The organism is Vibrio chagasii, from assembly GCF_002954585.1.
Taxonomy (GTDB): domain Bacteria; phylum Pseudomonadota; class Gammaproteobacteria; order Enterobacterales; family Vibrionaceae; genus Vibrio; species Vibrio chagasii_A.
This window is the reverse complement of record NZ_MSCI01000002.1, coordinates 965217-984115: the sequence shown is the minus strand read 5'-3', so window position 1 is coordinate 984115 and position 18899 is coordinate 965217. Positions and strand designations below refer to the sequence as shown.

Below are 18899 nucleotides of genomic sequence, written 5' to 3'. Positions count from 1 at the left end.
CCAAAGATTTAGGAATCGACTTGAAACGCCCGATGACATCCTCTCTCCCCTTCTTACTCGCTGGCCCTATTTTAAGAAAGACGACCGAAACTGAGGTTGTGCTTTGGGTTGTCACTAGTACACCACTCAATGGAAATGCAGAGCTATACAACCAAGGCCAAGAAGCCCCTTTCTATACGTCACCACTTAGCGAACACGAATCGATTCAGGTCGGTACACATACTTGGGTAAGCTTGATTCAATTAAAAGGTGAGTTTCCAACCAACACGCCTTTGGAATATCAGATAGAGACTGATCAAGGCGCGTTAACCGAGTTGGCTGCGCATCTGGTGTACCAAAATCCACAAAACACCACTGGTGCGCCAAGAATAGCCTTTAAGATCTCAACCAGCGCCGACTACATCTTGCATGGTTCATGTCGTAACCCTCATCATCCAAGCAAAGACAGCCTAGTCGCGGCAGATAATAAAATCGAACAGCAAAGCGTGCTTGAGCGACCAGATATGCTGATGATGAGTGGAGACCAAATCTACGCAGATCACGTCGCAGGTCCAACACTCGATGCAATTCATCAAGTGATTCAACTACTTGGATTAGTAAGTGAAGATCTATCGACCGATTCATTAGACGGAAAAATCGATAGCAGTGAAGCCCTGTTCAATAGCGAATATCACCTCTATCAACGCCATCACTTGCTGCCACACCACAATACATCACATTCATTGCTCGATAAGTTATTCCCTAAGCGCGGAATACCAATCTTCAGCTCTACCGACTGTGAAAACCACTTGGTGACCTTGTCTGAATTTATTGCCATGTATCTGCTGGTGTGGTCACCGACTTTGTGGCAATGCATTAACCGCGAAATGTTGATCGAGAATAACTTCATGCAGGCAGGTCGCCAGCTCACGCCAGCCGAGCAGCAACAATGGCGTGATGAAAGTGTCATCATCGATGATTTCATCGCTGGCCTGCCGCAAGTACAGCGTCTATTTGCTCATATTCCAACGTACATGATCTTCGATGATCACGATGTCACTGACGACTGGAACCTCACCGTTGGTTGGGAGCATGCGGTAGATCAAAACCAGTTTGCTACACAAGTCATTGGTAACGGTCTTGCGGCTTATTGGATGTGCCAAGGATGGGGTAACGCACCAGAGAACTTCAACTGCGATTTCATGGAGCAAACAAAACAACTGTTCTCAAAGTTGGTGAATACCAATCATAGTGAACAAGCCATTGACGCGCCTATTGGACAACTCGAACCTACAAGACACAAACAGTATCTTGAAATGCTCGATCGCTTTGAAGAATGGCACTACACCATCAACACCTCGCCGAAAGTGATTGTGTTAGATACTCGTACCCGCCGCTGGCGCTCTGAATCACGTATGAATAAACCTTCGGGTTTGATGGACTGGGAAGCACTCACCGAGTTTCAACATCAGTTGATTAACCAAGAGAAAGTAGTAATAGTGTCTGCCGCGCCAATGTTCGGGGTTAAATTCATCGAAACACTACAGAAGATGATGACCACACTAGGAAAACCACTAGTGATTGATGCCGAGAACTGGATGGCACACCCAGGCAGTGCTAACACGTTGATTAGTATCTTTACTCATACCAAAACACCAACTAACTTCGTGGTGCTTTCTGGTGACGTGCACTACTCCTTTGCTTATGACATTAAGCTTAGATATCGCCGAAACAGTCCAAACATCTATCAAATTACTTGTAGCGGTATTAAAAACCAGTTCCCTGCACCGCTACTAAAATTCTGCGACGTATGTGACCGCTTGCTGTATAGCCCACGCTCGGTGCTTAACTATTTCACCAAGCGTAAGCGTTTAAAAATAGAAAAGCGTAGCCCTGAAAACCAAACCTTCTACCGTCTTTCAAACCGCAGCGCGATTGGTGAATTAAGGCTAGATAGCGATGGTAAGCCACAATCGATTACCACTCTAAGCGGCGATGGCAAAGTGACGCGTTTTCCAGAGCCGAGCTAGGGCATGTTAATCTTTCGAGCTGATTTTTGCAGCGAGTTGCTGGGGATTTATACAAGGCAGAGGCATCGATGTGTAGCTAGCCTACATGAGAAGCCGATAACGTAGTAGAAATGACCAGCAAACGCTGCCCGAAGGGTTCGACTAAAAGCGCTTTACTCTTTGTTGAGGGAGATTTGCTTAGAATAACTAGGCTACTTCCCCCTCGCCCCGATTAAAACGCTTTTATCTCGAACAAAATTTAACCGCGAAAGGTCAACACGCCCTAATATGTTCCTTATTGCTGGCTTATACGTAATGTCAGTTTTAAGTAAAGGGGCTTGCGATCACACTCTGTAGGCCCAATAGTTATAATATTCACCATTACTGGAACGCTCATATGTTTAATTCACTTACATCGTTATTTAAACAGTTGGTTGAAGGCTCTGATTTAGGCAAAACACCTACCGCCTCACCAAACTTAGCTATCGCCAGTTTGTTATGCGAAGTCGCAGGCGCAGACCATGAGATCAACGAATCAGAGCAAGAAGCGAAGTTGAACTTACTGCAACGCCTGTTGGGCATTACAGAAGAAGAGTCGAAAACCTTGTTACAACAAGCTGAGCCGCAAGTTGAACAATCTGTTTCTTTGTATGATTTCACTTCACAACTGCGTGAGTTGTCACAGCCAGTGAGAATCGACCTGATTAAGGCTATGTGGGAAGTGGCGCATGCTGACGGAGAGATTGATCCACTTGAAGATTCAGTGATCAGAAAAACCGCTGAACTACTCTATGTTGACCATAAAGACTTCATCAAGAGCAAACTTGATGTACTTGGCGAAGACTAAACACCAAAACAATTGAGCAGCGTTTGGGGCTAAAACCTAACGCTGCTTAAGATTGTCGTAACGCCCTATACCAACAAACCTGTCCGAATTAAGCGCTTAGCTTGTCGCATTACCAATTAGCGCATTGCCTTCCCATAGAGAATGCCGTTGAGCTCTAGAATTGTACCGTCTTTCGTAATGTACGCGCCTCTTTGATCGGATATCAAAACACTACGCTTGTTGTCATGATGCTTGATAAACAGATTTTTAACGTTGAAGGTTTGATTTCCGTGGGCTTGGTGCTGTTCAAGCTGATAGAAGTAATAGTGATTACCCCAACGTAGGAACACACCAAACAACTGCTTGGTTTGCACGACTCGTCCATTTCGGTCGTAGCCAACATAGCGCATTTTTGAGCGTCCATTCTTCAGCTCAAGGGTCAAGACCTCCCAGCCATAATTCTCGTACTGACTTTCAAACTGGTACGAACCTTTGGTCGCTACCCCTGAGACTAAACCAAACGCTAAGATCACAAATACGGTTACAACAATCGGCAGCCAAAAGTTACGCTTCATCTGCAGTTCCTTCTACCTTTTCATCCTCTTTCTGGCCTTGTGAACAGCGCCCAGACTTGAAATCTGCACTAATGTCGTGCCAACCACTTTCGTCTAACACCACCACCTGCATACCACCACACTCGATACCCATGCGGTGAAGATAGATCGCCTCTACGCCCGGCTTCACAAGTGAAGTTAAGTCTTCTACCAGCTCTTGTTCCAACTCGACACTATCGTGGTATACATCGACACCCTTGATGGAAGCTCTTTCCATAAACAACCCAAGATAAGACAGGATAATGACGATAAAAAGGCTTACCGCGAGCCCACAAATAAACGGGATAAACTTAGAAGATGCTAGCTTGCCTTGTGCCTGAGTATTCTTTGATAGCCCTTGAGTGTCAGCTACTTCGTTTAAATCAGAAGCTGATTTTGACTCCAGCACGGTGGGTTCTGAGCAAGTAGAACTATCCTGTTCACTCAAACTGGCAGATTGCGGTATGCCTTTGCCTTGTTCGGCAAGGTTTTCAGACACAATATTGCGCTCGAGAGCGGTATGGCTATCTGTTTCGACACTGCTCTCAGGAGCAACAAAACAGTAGCCTTCCTTTTGTACCGTAATCACTTTGCAGTCGGACCCTACTTCTTTAAGAGCACTGCGAACATTCTTGATTGCGACATTCAGAGAGCTGCTAGTAACAATGCGTCCCGGCCAACAATGCGTTAAAAGAAATTCACGACCTAAAGTTTGTGAGCAGTTGTCCATTAAATGCTTTAAAAGCAGACACTCTGATCGCGACAATGTCACAACTTTATCTAATGACGGGTTAATCAATGTACGGTCATCAAGTTCAATAACCAAATCATACTCTTGTAATTTATTATTCATAAGGTGAGTTAACACTGTTAATAATCTCACCTTAGAATAACACGAGGCTTTACATTAGTTCAAAATCACAGGGATAGTTTAAAACCCAACTCACTAATATTGATGCTAGCGAAGCCTAATTTAACGGCGTTAAGTTCACTAGCAATGTCAAGAGCATGTTGCTCATCCTTTGCCAATATTGAGATAGAGTATATTGGTTGAATCATCGCTATCTGGTTTGGCTTCCGCTCAGCAGTAGACTGATTTTTTATATAAGCTGAAGTAATCACTCCTTGAGCTCTCCAATCAACCACTTTTTGTAAATCAACGCTAATAATTTTATCTACCAGCAACTGATCTTCTGGCTCTTTCCAAGTCAATTCAATCGCATAGTTTTTAAAAGCAACTTGAGTATCTAGCCATTTACTTCCGATGTTTCTTACTTCAGTTATCTCGGCTAGCTTTTTAAATTGAAAAGGGAGATTTCCAATAACGCGTCTTACTTCTTCTTCACTATTGGCTTCCATCACAAATTTAATTTTTGGAAACTGATTTTCGCCATTAAAACTATCAGAAAAAAACATATCGTGAATTAAACCAGCATCAATTAAGTTAGCAAATGCTTGCTTCTGTTGAGGCAGCGCATCTAATACAGCTCGAGCATCTTGTGTTTTCCAAGCAACCGATACACCATAAGCAGCTGAATAACTATTAACCGAAAACAAAAAGCTAAAAATAACTAAAAAAAATTGTGGTACATATTTCATTCAAAACACTCTCTATTATTTTCGGATGACTTAGTAAATATTAGTATCAGTAGTAACCTCTAATGATTAAGAGAGGTTGTTCCTCTCTCATTATAGAGATCGCATCTATAAAATGCTTCTGGCTTTTCCAGTTCGCGACACTTACGTAAGGTTAAGTGCGTCTGCGTTTGATGCTCAATGTAACCTAGTAGAAATAAAAGCGGGTTGTTGGGATAAACGTCCCTCGCAATTTTCCAATAGGCTAAGGTTTGCTCATACTTACTCCAATATACTGAAAATGTGTTGATAAGCACAACAGGCTGTACAAGCGCTAATGATTTTATACTTAATAATCTCAATACGATGGGATTTTTAATAAACCACTTCATAGGACCTGCGTTGATTAGATGTTGCACACGCTAACAGAAATAAAAGAGTCATCAAGAGCCAAGCTAATGGTTTAATATTAATTAAATGGCCATCCTATTATTGACATTAAACATTATAAAACAAAGCCATGAGAAATATAGTCTATCCCTCAGACGTGGATAATTGAAGTCAGGATGTTAAAAATACTATCAAATAAAAGAGAAAACCATATCCTCAAGAATCAAATCGATTTTCTTCACTCGAGAATGTTAAAGTTAACTCTCGACTTTATATCAATCCGACGCCTGCCTTTCTCTGACAAATATCCAACAATTTTAACTCATTACTACTCGATTCAATTGTCCCTATTCTCATCAATATAGTGATTGCAAGCATGCTAGTTAAGCCAGAACCAGATAAACGTAAGTTCAACTTACCTAAAATGGTTCAATTTGTTCAATCAGTTACATTGACCTTTATCGCTATATCAGGTTTAAGCATGGCACTGATTGATACACCAATATTCAGTGTGTACTCATGGGCATTTAGCGATAGTGCAACCTCTAGAGAAGTATTTTCTCTGCTGTTTTTAATTCACGCTACTGCAATTAAAGTTTTTATGTCGTTGGTAACATTACATATACTGGGGGCATTAAAGCATCACTTTTTTGATAAAGGCGATAAGCTCAAGGTAATGTTAGGGAAATAAGCATCTTGATACGCGAACGATGATGTTTTATGTAGTCACTATGCTAGCCAGAAGATGTAAAAAAGCCACCTTATCTAGGTGGCCTTTTTATAGTTCGGAGCAAATATCAATAATCGCTTACGACTAAAGCATCGTCAGAGCGAGCTTCGCCAGGTTGTAAGCATCAACATAACCAGAATGCTGGCGCCCTTCCCATTCGATGTTTTTTGCTTCTTGAGCCGCTCGGTGGCCAATGCGTTTGTCTTTCAGCCGGTTTTGTACGCGATACAGTGTCGCAATATTGATGAACTCGCTAAATGGTGGTTCGATACCTTTCTCTTGACACTCTTTGTGTAAAATCAGGTCATCACGTCCCCACGCAGCATAGATCTTGTTTGGACCACCGAAGTTCTTGATCATCGATTTGATGACGGATTCTAAAGGACGCCCCTGCTTTTCGATTTTACGTGGAGTAATGCCGGTTAGCTCGGCACAAAACTGAGAGACTTCGTCTTTTTCTGGCTTAACGTAGTACTGCGCTCGTTTCACGATGGTTCCAGATGCCAGATCAACCTCAGCAAGACCCACTTCAATGATCTCGCCTGTTGTTCCTACACCATTTTCGCTCCAACAGCACATTTCCAAATCGAAACACACCACTCGATTGTGATTCATACGTCGCCTAATTCTCTCGTCCAAAATTTTGTGAAATTGTACATGAGCCCAATACAGAACTCGACCCTAGTTGTATCAAGTGCTCATTTAGCCTGCAATTGTGACTCGATTTCGACCATTTAACTTACTTTGATAGAGCATGCTATCTGTTTTTTGTAGCAGTTCTTCAGTGTCTTCATTGGTATGGATGGCCGCACCAATACTCAAAGTGCAGCTCAACTGTTGCCCTTTATGCTCACAATGAGAATGACTGACGGTGTTCAGAATGCATTGTAAGTAGCGGTCTAGTGCTTCAGGCTCTGAGATACTCGAAATTATACAGAACTCGTCGCCGCCCAAACGGAAAAGATTATCCCCTTCTTTCAAATTTACCGAAATCAACTTAATGACATGAACAAGCAAAGCATCGCCAGCAGGGTGACCAAACTTGTCATTAATGCTCTTAAATTTATCGACATCAAAGCCAATTAAGCTAAATGACTCACTTCGCTTAACCGCCCTGTCAAACATCTTATTGAAAGCTCGTCGGTTATAGATTTCAGTTAAGCTATCGTGGTTCGCTAAGAATCTAAGTTCTTCTGTCCTTTTGTCTAACATGCGATACAAGCGCTCTTTCTCTCTAATTTGCATATTAACGATATACGCTAGTAACAATGAGATGGTTGTTCCGACTAAGGCTATTCCAGTTAAAACTAGGTAGCCATAAAAAGAGATGCAGGAATCTATCTTGTAATCGATCTTCCAATTTCGGTTGGCCAGCTCGATTGTCTTAGTTATATGATGCCCTGTTACACCCTCATAGCCTTCAGTTTCAAACAGAACTGGGGAGTCTTCTGCTTCAAACCCGGTATCCGTCACGCGAACATACACATCCATATCACCGACAGCTGATGCTAACAGGTTTTCAAAGTAATAAGTGGTACGAACTACACCAATCACAACACCTAGCAAGTTATCACTTTCCCCTTCAAAGACCGGGTGATAAACCAACATGCCAGTCTTAGGTGTATCTGGAGTTAAGCCATCTTGAATAAGGCGTACTTTGTCAGAGATATTCGCTTGGCGCGTCTGTTTGATATTTTCGACAATACGCTTAAATCGCTCGCGTGCAGAGTAGAAACCGATCACTCTGTTGTGCGCTTCAGTATTCGGATAAATATCGGTAGCAATAAAAGCAGGCTCGCCATCTAACTGGTAACCATAGGTTTTAGGTTCATGTTTAGGGATGGTGAACAAGCGGTAAAATGGGTACTTTGCTTCCATTTTCGCAGTGTGTTCGGCAATCTGGTCTGCCGTGACTTTCTGCATCCACTGTAAGCCAATTAAACTTTTTGAGCCGTTAATGGTTTGCTGTGCAAAACGGTCAAATTTATCCCAGTCTTCAGGATCATTAGAATAGAAAAAGTTTGCGCCCGAACCTATGTAAGCCACATCATTGTCGATAAACGCTTCCAAGCTCAGTGTTTGGTGTTTAGCAAAGCTGTCCAAATTCATGTTCAATGCGCGGTTTTGGTTGAGCGCGACTAGAATAAAACACAACACTGTAATCAAAAAGCTGACCGAGAATACGACCAGTGGTAGCGTTCGTCTCTTCAACCCTGTTAGTGGGTCGGTAGTGTGAGGCATAGAGTTTCCAAATTGGCTTTGATGAGGCCAAAGTATATAACGGAAGGGAATGATGCTCCATTTAAGTTTTCGTTATAAAAATGACATAAGAGACGCACTCTTTACTTTGCCTTCACATCACAGGTTAACAATCGACCGAATCTCGACTAAATTTCAAGCTAACACACTCAAAAACTACTGGTTTGAAAACATAAATTACCACTCTTAAGCCTTGAATATGCTAGTATCCCCCCATATTTATAGCTTGAAAGTGACCGTTTGGCCTTGTGCCCATGAGTTTCTTTCTAACCTGTATATTCCCTATAACCGACGAATATACCGTTAAATCAATTTAAAGAGAAAAATCACTATGATCGTTGATTTGAACCTAATCCCACAGACGTTTGATATGCTTCACGCAGGCCTAACTGCATCAAGCGTTTTACTACTGCTAATTGCCGTTTCTCGTAAAACCAAAGTGGTTGAGAAAGTCGTAGAAAAACCAGTAGAAAAGATCGTTGAAGTTGAAAAGCCAGTTGAAAAGATTGTCGAAGTAGAAAAAGTTGTTGAAGTAGAAAAAGTCATCGAGAAAGTAGTAGAAGTTGAATCCAAGCTCGCTACAGCACCAACAGATTCTGCAATGCAACTACTGTCTATCATGCAGCAAGAAGCACGTCTAATCGACTTCCTAAAAGAAGACCTTACTTCATTCTCTGACGAAGAAGTTGGCGCAGCCGCTCGTGTTATTCACACTGGTGGTCAAAAAGTACTGGCGGACTACGTAACGCTTGCTCACATCCGCAATGAAGATGAAGAGACTCGCATCACGGTAGCTGAAGGCTTCAACCCTCAAGAGATCCGTCTAACAGGTAACGTAACAGGTAACGCACCATTCAACGGCACACTTATTCACAAAGGCTGGAAAGCAACTGACATGAACCTGCCTAAGCTTGCTGAAAACTACGATGCATCTGTGATTGCACCGGCAGAGGTGGAGCTATAATGGAACACCAAAGTCATTCAGCTCAAGAGCATCAAGCTCCTAAGTTCAGCGTTGGTATCGATTTGGGTACTACACACTGTGTTTTGTCTTACATCGACACAACCAATGAAGATGCACGCGTTGAGGTAATGCCAATTCCTCAGATTACGGCTCCTGGTACAGTAGAAACTCGCAGCCAACTTGGCTCGTTCCTATACCAACCGCACGAGCACGAAATGAACGAAGCGTCACGTGTTCTACCTTGGTCTTCTGAACCAAAAGCACTAGTTGGCGCTATCGCTCGTAACCTTGGTGCTAAAACCCCTATCCGTTTAGTAGCAAGTGCGAAATCTTGGCTATGCCACGGTGGTGTAAACCGTCGTGACGCGTTCCTTCCTGCTGGTAGCCCAGAAGAAGTGGAAAAGGTATCTCCGCTTAAGACAACTGAGCTTTACCTTGAGCACCTTAAAGACGCTTGGAACCACGCCAATCCAGAACAAAAACTGGCTGACCAAGACGTAACGATCACCGTTCCTGCTTCGTTTGACCCAGCGGCTCGTGACCTAACAGCAGAAGCCGCTCGTAACGTCGGTTTCACTCATCTAACGCTTTTAGAAGAGCCTCAAGCGGCTCTATACAGCTGGATCGATAACAGCAATGACAAATGGCGCGACGAAGTAGATGTTGGCGACATCGTGCTAGTTGTAGATATCGGTGGTGGTACTACCGACCTTTCTTTAGTTGAAGTAACTCAAGACGACGGTAACCTGAGCCTCGACCGTATCGCTGTAGGTGAACATATCCTACTTGGCGGTGACAACATGGACTTAGCTCTGGCTTACCGCTTGAAGATGAAGCTAGCACAAGAAGGCAAAGAGCTGGCACCTTGGCAAGTTCAAGCGATGACTCACGCATGTCGTGACGCAAAAGAAGCACTACTGAACGATGCAGAGCTTCAAGCTGTACCAATCGTGGTTCCTAGCCGTGGCTCTAAGCTACTTGGCGCGACACTAAAAACAGAACTGACTCAGCAAGAAGTACAACAAACATTGGTTGATGGCTTCTTCCCTAAAGTTGCTGTGACTGATCACCCGGTACAAAAAACGCGCGGCGCACTAACTCAAATGGGTCTGCCTTACGCTCAAGACGCAGGTATCACTCGTCACATTGCCGCATTCCTGTCTAAGCAAGCGAACGCGCTTTCTGGAAATGGTGAAACAGCTCAACAAGATTTCAATCCGTTTGCAAATATGCCGGGCATGCCAGGTGCTGAAGCGCCTGCTGCTGATTTCATCAAACCAACAGCAATTCTGTTCAACGGTGGTGTTCTAAAATCTAACCTACTTGCTGATCGTCTTTCAGAAACAATCAACGAGTGGTTGATCAATGCTGATGCAGAATTTGCGAAACAACTATCAGGCTTAGATCTTGATCTAGCCGTTGCGAGTGGTGCTTCGTACTACGGCGCGGTACGTCGTGGTCAAGGCGTTCGTATCCGTGGTGGTATCGCTTCTGCTTACTACGTAGGTATTGAAAGCGCGATGCCTGCAATCCCAGGTATGGCTCCTCCAATGGAAGCACTGTGTGTTGCACCATTTGGTATGGAAGAAGGCTCAAGCGTTCAAGTTCCTAGCCAAGAGTTTGGTCTAGTGATTGGTCAGCCAGTTCACTTCCAGTTCTTCGGTTCAACTACACGCCGTGAAGATGAAGCTGGTACTCACCTTGATCACTGGGCGCCAGAAGAGCTTGATGAGCTTCCTGAAATCCAAGTGACACTGCCTGTTTCTGAAGGCCGTCGCGAAGGTGAGGTGGTTCCGGTTACTTTAGCTTCTCGCGTTACTGAGCTAGGTACTTTATACCTAGAAGCGATTGCCACTGACAATGGTCAGAAATGGCATGTTGAGTTCGACGTTCGTGAAGATTCGAACAACGACTCAAACGACGAAGCATAATGAATCAACGGCACCTTAGTGGGTGCCGTTATTTTATCAATACCATTCCCAACTCAGTCCACCCTGTTTCTCAGGAACGACGTAGACGAATAACAACAATAAGACCAAAGCTATCAACACACTGGTCATCACTCTGGAAGAATAAGGTTTTGTATGGCAACTCCTCGTTTTTTAGTCGGCATTGACTTAGGCACAACCAACACTGTGGTTGCCTACTGTGAAATTAGCGACGACCTACAACATGCTCCCGTTTCCCTTTTCGAAATCGATCAACTTATCGGCCCTGGTGAAGTGGTTCGTAAGCCCCTACTCCCATCGTTTCGTTACCACCCAGCCCAAGGTCAAATCTCTCCTTCAGACCTAACTATGCCGTGGGAACCAAACCCAGTTGAAGGCGATATCAACAATGTTATCGTCGGTGAGTGGGCGCGTGAATTGGGCGCTAAGGTCGAAGGGCGCCAAGTATCAAGTGCGAAGAGTTGGTTATCACACCAAGCGGTGGATCGTAGCTCAGACATTCTCCCTTGGGCTGGTGCAGCGGATGTCGATAAAGTTTCACCAGTTGTTGCGAGTGCTAGCTACCTCAATCACATTCGCCAAGCATGGAACTACCGTAACCCAAGCAATAAGCTTGAAGACCAAGATGTTGTTGTCACGGTTCCAGCGTCATTCGATGAGACAGCACGTAAGCTGACACTTGAAGCCGCAGAGCTAGCCGGTTTAGGCAAGATCCTCTTACTCGAAGAGCCACAAGCGGTTTGTTACGACTGGTATGCACGCCACCAGCAAACCGCCGCGGAAGAACTCCAACAGATCCCGTTAATCTTAGTATGTGATGTCGGCGGTGGTACTACCGACTTAAGCTTAATTGAAGCCCAGTTCAATGAGAATAGCGATGCAGACAAACAAGGCCATAGTGAACTAGCACTCGACCGTATTGGCGTTGGCGAACACTTAATGCTGGGTGGTGATAATCTAGATCTAGCCCTCGCTCACCTTGCAGAGCAGCGCTTCAACCAAAACAAGAAACTGAATGCCTCTAGCCTCACCAAACTGATTCAACAAACTCGCGCAGCAAAAGAGAGCCTGCTTTCTGCTAATGCGCCAGACGATGTCAAAATCACCATGCTTGGCAGCGGTTCGAAGCTATTAGGCGGTACTAAAAGTATCGGCTTAACCAAGCAAGAAGTTCATCAAATCGCATTAGAAGGCTTCTTCCCACTGTCTGAATTTACTGAAACACCAGACAAACGTCGCAGCGCTGTAGTTGAATTCGGTCTGCCTTACGTTGCGGACCCAGCGGTAAGTAAGCACGTTGCTGAATTCCTGACAACGCATCAGCAAGTGTCTAAAGCGGCGCTACAAAATTCAGATGCGGTTCAATTCGATGACACCAAACCAGCTATTCCTGTCGGTGTGCTGCTTAACGGTGGTGTGTTCAACAGTGAACTTGTCACGGAGCGTATAACTCAGCTTCTAGGTAACTGGAACGGAGCTCCAATCACAGTACTAGATAACCCTCACCCAGATTGGTCTGTGGCATTAGGCGCGGTTGCGTTTGGTAAAGCTCGCCGTGGTGCCCAGCTGAAAATCGGTGGCGGTGCTGCTCGTTCTTACTTCTTGCATCTACAAGAAAAGAACAAGATGGGTAAAGCACTGTGTCTGCTTGCTAAAGGTACCGAAGAAGGCCAAGAAATCCGTTTGAACAGCCGTCGTTTCTCACTGACGTTAGGCGAGCCAGTTCGTTTTAACCTGCTGACTTCAACTCACGATCAAATTGCTCAAGATACGGCAATTCAAAATGGTGTGATGGTCGATGTGGATGCCGACCTGTTCTCCCCTCTTCCACCTTACATCTCGACGCTGGAAGGCTCAGGCACAGCAGAGCTTCAAGCTAACCAAAAAGAGCGCGTTGAAGTGCTGCTCGCTTGTCAGTTAACCGAAGTCGGCACACTGAAAATGGAGTGCGTGAGTACTGAAGATGACTCGAAACGTTGGTTACTTGAATTTGAAGTCAGGAATAAACAAGGCGATGAGTCCGAAAACTCCACACTTCACCCACGCTTAGATGAATGTAAAGAGTTGATATCTCGCCTGTACAGTGGCAACAAAAAGAGTGCGGAATCGAAAGAGATCAAAACTCTATCGAAAGATCTTGAGAAACGACTCGGAAAACGTGATGAGTGGGATTTCACCACCCTCCGTCATCTATTTGATACCTTGTCATTAGGTCGTAAACGTCGTCGCCGCTCAGAAGCACACGAGAAAAACTGGTTGCGCTTAGCAGGTTACTCACTGCGCCCTGGCTTTGGTGATCCTACTGATTCATGGCGTATCGAACAGATTTGGGGTCTCTACCAACAGAACATTCAGTTTAAGAACCACCAAGGTTGGACCGACTGGTGGGTTTTCTGGCGTCGTGTTGCCGGTGGTTTGAACCAAGAGCAGCAAGAGACAATCTTGGCTGACATTGCGAAGTACCTTCACCCAGGTGCTATGAAGAACCCTAAGAGCGCTAAAGATGCCCAAGACAATGGTTATGAAGCCATGGTGAGATTGGCGGCATCCCTTGAGCAACTCGAAGTGGAAGACAAAGTGCTTCTTGCGTCTTGGTTCCTAAGCAAAGCGATCAATCACAACCAGTTTGAACAAGCACACTGGTGGGCGCTAGGTCGACTGGCTTCAAGAACCCCGTTATATGGCAGCCAACACAGTGTGATCCCTAGAGAGCAAGCAGAACAGTGGTTACCAAAATTACTTGAGCAGAATTGGCAGAAAGAGCAGATGATTGCCTTTGCTGCTGTGATGATTTGTCGTAAAACTGGCGACCGTCAGTTTGATATCTCTGACGATTATCGTAATCAAGTGATTGAGAAGCTAAAGCAGAGTAAGGTTCCAGAGTCTTGGTTAACGCTGGTTAGCGAAGTCACTGAGCTTTCCGAGAGCGAATCTAAGCGTGTGTTTGGTGATGCTTTACCAAGCGGCTTGAGCTTAATCAACAACTAGGGCTGAATGCAGGTCTTGCTTCTAAGCAGCTAGAAAAGAAAAAGCCACTTTCGATACGTTGAAAGTGGCTTTTTTATTGGTGGCTAAAGGCTGGTGTGTGTCGTTGATATGTAGCTTTCGGGTTAAGAGCCTCAGCCGTGTTGCGGTTAATCATTGTTAATGTTTCGTTCCGTTTGGGTTGATAGTGAAGTCTGTATTCTCATAAATGTCAGACAGTTTTTTGGGGTTCTTTTCTTTAGCTCCTTTATTGGGTTGATTATGAGTTTCGCTCAAAAGCCATTCCTCATGCATTTTTGCTGAATCCAAGAATTCTGGATCCTCCATTGCTTCCTTGCGAAGTTTATTTACACGTTCGAGAGTATCCCAAATCATAATACTTCACCTCAACTAAGGCTACACTTTCCAATATAGGACTCCGCCCTATTGATTCAATACTTTCCGGTTAAACCATAGTGAATTTGTGATTTAGATATCGAAAACCGCCTTATAAGCACATTATTTAAACAGATATAATTCACTTATTTTTATTAAAAAATAAATATGGTCGAAGTGTTTTTTATCTGGTTTTTATAAACACACCTCCTATGGGCTATGACTTTGTCTTATTAAAAATACAAACGAAAGGAAATACATTATTTCAGATTGCAAAGGCATAAATTTGACATTAGAGTCAACGGTATGACATTCCAAAAAGGTGATCATTCATGCCATTTACCAATATCTATCAATCCAGCTCTAAATATGCCATCAATGATCTAGTGAAAGAAATGGACCTCTCTTTATGGAAAAGCATGCTCAATAACATAGCAGAAGTGCTTAATGCTCCTGCTGTTGGGCTTATTCTTACGTCTGAAGTTGGATTCCAAGAACATTGCGATGTCTTCTTCACCAGGCGTTAAAGCGAACCCTGGCAAAATCATCCCCAGAGACATCAATTTGTACTGCAAGAAAGTGATGAGAGCCATGCTTTATGTAAAAAATGCGTCTGGTAAAGAGGAATGGAGCGACAATCCCGAACTCACGCAGATGGGCTATGTCTCTTATCTAGGTTTACCGATCTTCCAATCGGACGGCAGCATGTTCGCAACACTCTGCGCGCTAGACACTAAAGAGACCTCTTATAAACCAATACAGATAAATTTAATGGAGAGTATTCGCGCGCTATTGGAAAGAGAAGTACATACTGCAGAACGAGTACGCAAATTGAAGTATACGTCTAATCACGACGAATTGACTCAAGTATTTAATCGTAGAGCGATATTAAGCGAGTCACCCAAATTCATCGATAACACTATAGAAAATAGTGTCAGTATTGGAGCTGTTTATTTTGATATCGACGGGCTTAAGTATGTTAATGATAACTTCGGACATAATATTGGCGACCAATATATAAAGTCCTTCTCTCATTCACTTCAACGTAACACTCGTAAGGATGATATTTGTGGAAGACTTGGAGGAGATGAGTTTCTCTTATTGTGTAGAGACATCACAGAAGAGTCCCTAAACAAGATAATAAGCCGAGTACAATCTGACTTTAATAAACACTCCCAAAAGCTGGGGATAGATTGCCATGCCACTTTTAGCCATGGTTCACTTATTTACTCGTCAAATATTCCACCTATCGAAGAGTTAATTCGACTAACGGATGAGCAAATGTACGAAAACAAAATGAGTAAACGTTACGCCCAACTAAAATAAAAAAAGCGAGCACTATGCTCGCTTTTTTACCGCTTAAAATTCGTTTCGGCTTATGCTCGGTTACCGATTTTCACCGTACCATTAGTCGCAAACCAAAGCGCTTCAGAGCGACGACGACCTAATAGAATTGGACCATCATCGTAGAACAAAAAGTTCTTCCAATGCTTCTTAAAAACGGCCCATTTGGTTTCAAGAACATTATATTTTTCATAACAAAAATAAACAGTTACGTCATCTTGCCAATCAATAAAGTTAAGGATCTCTTCTGGCATTTCCGGCTCATCGGCTTCCCAATGTGCCATCCAGCTGATCTCTTCTTTCCAGTTCGATGCTTTGCTAGGCCAGTCTTGCGAGCTTAATCGCTCAGCGTCTGGGCTTTGAGGGCTCACGTTCTCTTTCCAAAACTGAGACGCTCTTGCCTGTGTCATTGGCTTAATCTTTTCCAAATCCTCAGCCGGAAGTGGCATAGATTGGTGAGTAAAAATCCATTTTCTTTGGTATTCGTCCAAAGTTGTGTATGACATCAAAATTCCTCAAATTTCTTCTCAGGCCGATGGTTCAACCATCGCTCTATGTTCTTTTAATAAAGACAGCAACGCTTAATATTCGCTGCCTTTTTTAATCGCTGCTCGCTTGTGAGCTTATAGACTGCGTTGTCTAAATGTTGCGTCTATCTTCCCAGTTAGGATTGACGAGCGCTGTCAGTATGTGGTCTTCCCATTTACCGTTAATTTGTAGGTAATCTTTAGCAAAACCTTCACGTACAAAGCCTAGATGCTCAAGTACACCCGCACTTCGTTCATTGTGAGGCATATAACCCGCCATTAGGCGATGCATGTTCTGCACGTCAAACATGTAGTCTTTCGCCATGCTGAGGCCTCTGCGCATGTAGCCATGGCCCTGGGCTTGCTCTGCGAGTGAATAACCTACGTTGCACGCATAGAACGGGAAACGAGACAAATTACTGAACGAGATAGTCCCTAACATTTCGTTAGTATCGGCATTAATCAATAAACAGTAGTAGCCGAGCCCCATTTTATGAAGCTCGTTTAGCTTAATTAGTCGCTGTGCCCAGCCTGTTCTCTCAAAAAATGCATCTTCACGAATCGGTTCCCAAGGCTTGAGATACTCTCGATTCACTTGGAAGTACTCACTGATCATAGTCGCATCGTCTATCTCAGCGGTACGTAGAATCAGATTTCCATCTCGCTTGTAAATGCGTTCCGGTGTGCTCAAATCTTCCATAATTTAGGTCTTATTCGATCAGTTCTTTCTAATACCGTAATCACGAAGTTTATTCGCAATAGAGGTATGAGACACGTTCAAACGCTTGGCTAACTTGCGACTTGATGGGAATGACTGGTAAAGCTTCTCCAAAATCTGAGACTCATAGTCTTTCATGATCTCATCCAGAGAGCCATCTAAGCTCAAGTTCGCCATGCCTGTTGTCATGGTCTCTAACTGAGGCAAATGGAACTGCTCAACCGTTAGCGTATCTGAATCCAGTTCAGTAAGCGCACGTAATACCATGTTGTCTAGCTGACGAATGTTACCCGGCCATTGGTAGTTACCAAGTTGGTCGATCAACTCTTGAGTAAACTTTGGCTTCAACATACCAAGCTGTTGTGCGTATTTAGCTACGAACAGTTCTAGTAATGGTGCTACGTCGTTAGAACGTTCACGCAATGCTGGAATAGAGAGCGTCAGTACATTCAAGCGATAGAACAAGTCTTCACGGAACGAGCCTGAATCAGCAAGTTCAGAAAGACGGTGACGCGTTGACGCAATAATACGAACATCAGCGTGCATCTCTTCCTCTTCACCCACACGACGGAATGAACCATCTTGTAGGAAGCGAAGCAGTTTGATTTGTAGATGCGGGCTCATTTCGCCAATCTCATCTAAAAATACGGTACCGCCATTGGCTTGTTCGAAAATGCCTTTATGACCTTGTTCATGGTTGAATGAACCTGGGGCGTGACCAAACAGCTCGGTTTCTGCTACGTCATCAGGCATCGATGCACAGCTCAGAATCAAGAATGGGAAAGATGAGCGGTTCGAGCGGTTATGACACGCTTTCGCCAACATCTCTTTACCTGTACCTGTATCACCTTCAATCAGCAGAGGCTGATCTAGCATCGCCAGTTTTTTTGCTTGGCTGATTAACGCTTTATGGCGATTAGAAACACCAACAAAATGCTCAAAGCCTAAGTTGTTCTGTTCAGGAATCGCATCAGGCGTATTCATCTCTTGGTTGCAAGAACGAATCGTCATAACCGCGCTCGCAAGCACAGGCTCGTTGACGTCACCACCCAGATAGATAGGTAGGATTTCAATAGAAAAATCTAAACCGTCCAACACAACAACTTCACGGTGGCGTGTGACTTCACCTTCGATCCAACGACCAAAGTTAAAGCTAGGCACGAAGGATGCGAGTGGTTCGCCAATCACTTCGTCTTCTTCCTTGCCAAATAGGTTGAGTGCAGCGTGGTTTGCCATATCGACTGAGCCTTTAAGGTCAATCGCAATCACAGGATCAGGTAGGTTAGCCAGCAAAGCGATCAGCTCAGTGTTGTGCCTTTCGCTTGGCATGAATTGTATTTTTCGTACATCCTTTACACCTGAAATTCGACGAATTTCAGCCATAAGTTCACTAAAAGCATCAAAATCAATATCAGGGCAGTTCAGGTAAATAATGCCTTTAACATCGATTTCGATTCCTCGTAAATCAATGCTTTTTGAGGCCAAGATATCGAGCAACTCACGCGTTAAGCCGAGTCGGTCTTCACACAATACTTCAAGACGCACAAATAGTCCTATTATAGGTGTCAGGATAAGTTGACAGTAGTGTGAATTAAGGTCTGAGTTCAGTCAAGAAGAAGAGTAAACATATGTTTACTCTTCGCTCGCAAACCACTCAATGTCATACATTTTGTTTC

At 43.9% G+C, this 18899-nt stretch carries 17 protein-coding genes; 8 read left to right on the top strand and 9 right to left on the bottom strand.

What is annotated here, in order from left to right:
* The first annotated feature begins 20 nt into the window (after positions 1-20).
* Together BTO10_RS12675 and BTO10_RS12665 are read left to right on the top strand one after the other, a co-directional pair.
* Positions 21-2009, top strand: coding sequence for an alkaline phosphatase D family protein (locus tag BTO10_RS12675; RefSeq protein ID WP_105024738.1), 1989 nt, complete (start codon positions 21-23; stop codon positions 2007-2009).
* Between the two features lie 376 nt (positions 2010-2385).
* Positions 2386-2835, top strand: coding sequence for a tellurite resistance TerB family protein (locus BTO10_RS12665; protein ID WP_105024737.1), 450 nt, complete (start codon positions 2386-2388; stop codon positions 2833-2835).
* A 116-nt stretch (positions 2836-2951) separates the two neighbouring features.
* Here the strand turns inward: BTO10_RS12665 and BTO10_RS12660 are convergent, their stop codons facing one another.
* From BTO10_RS12660 to BTO10_RS12650, 3 genes are all read right to left on the bottom strand, one after another.
* Complete coding sequence (locus tag BTO10_RS12660) at positions 2952-3389, bottom strand: hypothetical protein (protein ID WP_008222104.1); 438 nt, start codon at positions 3387-3389, stop codon at positions 2952-2954.
* Complete coding sequence (locus BTO10_RS12655; RefSeq protein ID WP_105024736.1) at positions 3379-4260, bottom strand: winged helix-turn-helix domain-containing protein; 882 nt, start codon at positions 4258-4260, stop codon at positions 3379-3381. Before BTO10_RS12655 ends, BTO10_RS12660 begins: the two co-directional genes overlap by 11 nt.
* A gap of 65 nt (positions 4261-4325) precedes the next feature.
* On the bottom strand, positions 4326-5006 hold the full coding sequence (locus BTO10_RS12650) for a hypothetical protein (protein ID WP_105024735.1): 681 nt from the start codon (positions 5004-5006) through the stop codon (positions 4326-4328).
* A 742-nt stretch (positions 5007-5748) separates the two neighbouring features.
* Between BTO10_RS12650 and BTO10_RS23735 the strand changes: the two genes are divergently transcribed.
* The gene (locus BTO10_RS23735) at positions 5749-6063 is read left to right on the top strand and encodes a cytochrome b/b6 domain-containing protein (RefSeq protein ID WP_258098198.1); all 315 of its coding nucleotides are present in this window, start codon (positions 5749-5751) and stop codon (positions 6061-6063) included.
* A 123-nt stretch (positions 6064-6186) separates the two neighbouring features.
* Here BTO10_RS23735 and BTO10_RS12635 read toward each other — a convergent pair whose 3' ends face one another.
* The gene (locus BTO10_RS12635; protein WP_105024734.1) at positions 6187-6717 is read right to left on the bottom strand and encodes a 3'-5' exonuclease; all 531 of its coding nucleotides are present in this window, start codon (positions 6715-6717) and stop codon (positions 6187-6189) included.
* Positions 6718-6804: 87 nt separating this feature from the next.
* Entirely contained in the window at positions 6805-8343 is a 1539-nt protein-coding gene (locus BTO10_RS12630) for a sensor domain-containing diguanylate cyclase (protein WP_105024733.1), read from the bottom strand.
* A 349-nt stretch (positions 8344-8692) separates the two neighbouring features.
* On the opposite strand from BTO10_RS12630, the gene BTO10_RS12625 reads away from it, so the two are divergent.
* The 3 genes from BTO10_RS12625 to BTO10_RS12615 all read left to right on the top strand — a co-directional run bounded on the left by BTO10_RS12625 (position 8693) and on the right by BTO10_RS12615 (position 14262).
* Positions 8693-9325 carry a DUF2760 domain-containing protein gene (locus tag BTO10_RS12625; RefSeq protein ID WP_105024732.1) on the top strand — a complete coding sequence of 211 codons (633 nt, stop codon included), beginning with the start codon at positions 8693-8695 and terminating at the stop codon, positions 9323-9325.
* On the top strand, positions 9325-11256 hold the full coding sequence (locus BTO10_RS12620) for an Hsp70 family protein (RefSeq protein ID WP_105024731.1): 1932 nt from the start codon (positions 9325-9327) through the stop codon (positions 11254-11256). The genes BTO10_RS12625 and BTO10_RS12620 overlap by 1 nt, the downstream gene beginning before the upstream one ends.
* A gap of 153 nt (positions 11257-11409) precedes the next feature.
* Positions 11410-14262, top strand: a complete 2853-nt coding sequence (locus BTO10_RS12615; RefSeq protein ID WP_105024730.1) for an Hsp70 family protein — start codon at positions 11410-11412, stop codon at positions 14260-14262.
* Between the two features lie 156 nt (positions 14263-14418).
* Here BTO10_RS12615 and BTO10_RS12610 read toward each other — a convergent pair whose 3' ends face one another.
* A complete protein-coding gene (locus BTO10_RS12610; RefSeq protein ID WP_105024729.1) occupies positions 14419-14634 on the bottom strand; it encodes a hypothetical protein in 216 nt (71 codons plus the stop codon).
* Positions 14635-14966: 332 nt separating this feature from the next.
* Here BTO10_RS12610 and BTO10_RS23730 point away from each other — a divergent pair, with 332 nt between their 5' ends.
* Complete coding sequence (locus tag BTO10_RS23730; RefSeq protein WP_004741542.1) at positions 14967-15161, top strand: hypothetical protein; 195 nt, start codon at positions 14967-14969, stop codon at positions 15159-15161.
* Positions 15139-15960, top strand: a complete 822-nt coding sequence (locus BTO10_RS12605) for a sensor domain-containing diguanylate cyclase (RefSeq protein WP_258098189.1) — start codon at positions 15139-15141, stop codon at positions 15958-15960. Before BTO10_RS23730 ends, BTO10_RS12605 begins: the two co-directional genes overlap by 23 nt.
* 50 nt (positions 15961-16010) lie before the next feature.
* On the opposite strand, the gene BTO10_RS12600 is transcribed toward BTO10_RS12605, so the two are convergent.
* The 3 genes from BTO10_RS12600 to tyrR form a co-directional block, all read right to left on the bottom strand.
* Positions 16011-16484, bottom strand: a complete 474-nt coding sequence (locus BTO10_RS12600; RefSeq protein ID WP_004741544.1) for a DUF2947 domain-containing protein — start codon at positions 16482-16484, stop codon at positions 16011-16013.
* Between the two features lie 133 nt (positions 16485-16617).
* Entirely contained in the window at positions 16618-17205 is a 588-nt protein-coding gene (gene rimJ / locus BTO10_RS12595; RefSeq protein WP_004741545.1) for a ribosomal protein S5-alanine N-acetyltransferase, read from the bottom strand.
* Positions 17206-17223: 18 nt separating this feature from the next.
* Positions 17224-18768 (bottom strand): transcriptional regulator TyrR, encoded by a 1545-nt coding sequence (gene tyrR, locus BTO10_RS12590; RefSeq protein WP_105024728.1) that lies wholly within the window; start codon positions 18766-18768, stop codon positions 17224-17226.
* Between the last annotated feature and the right edge of the window lie 131 nt (positions 18769-18899).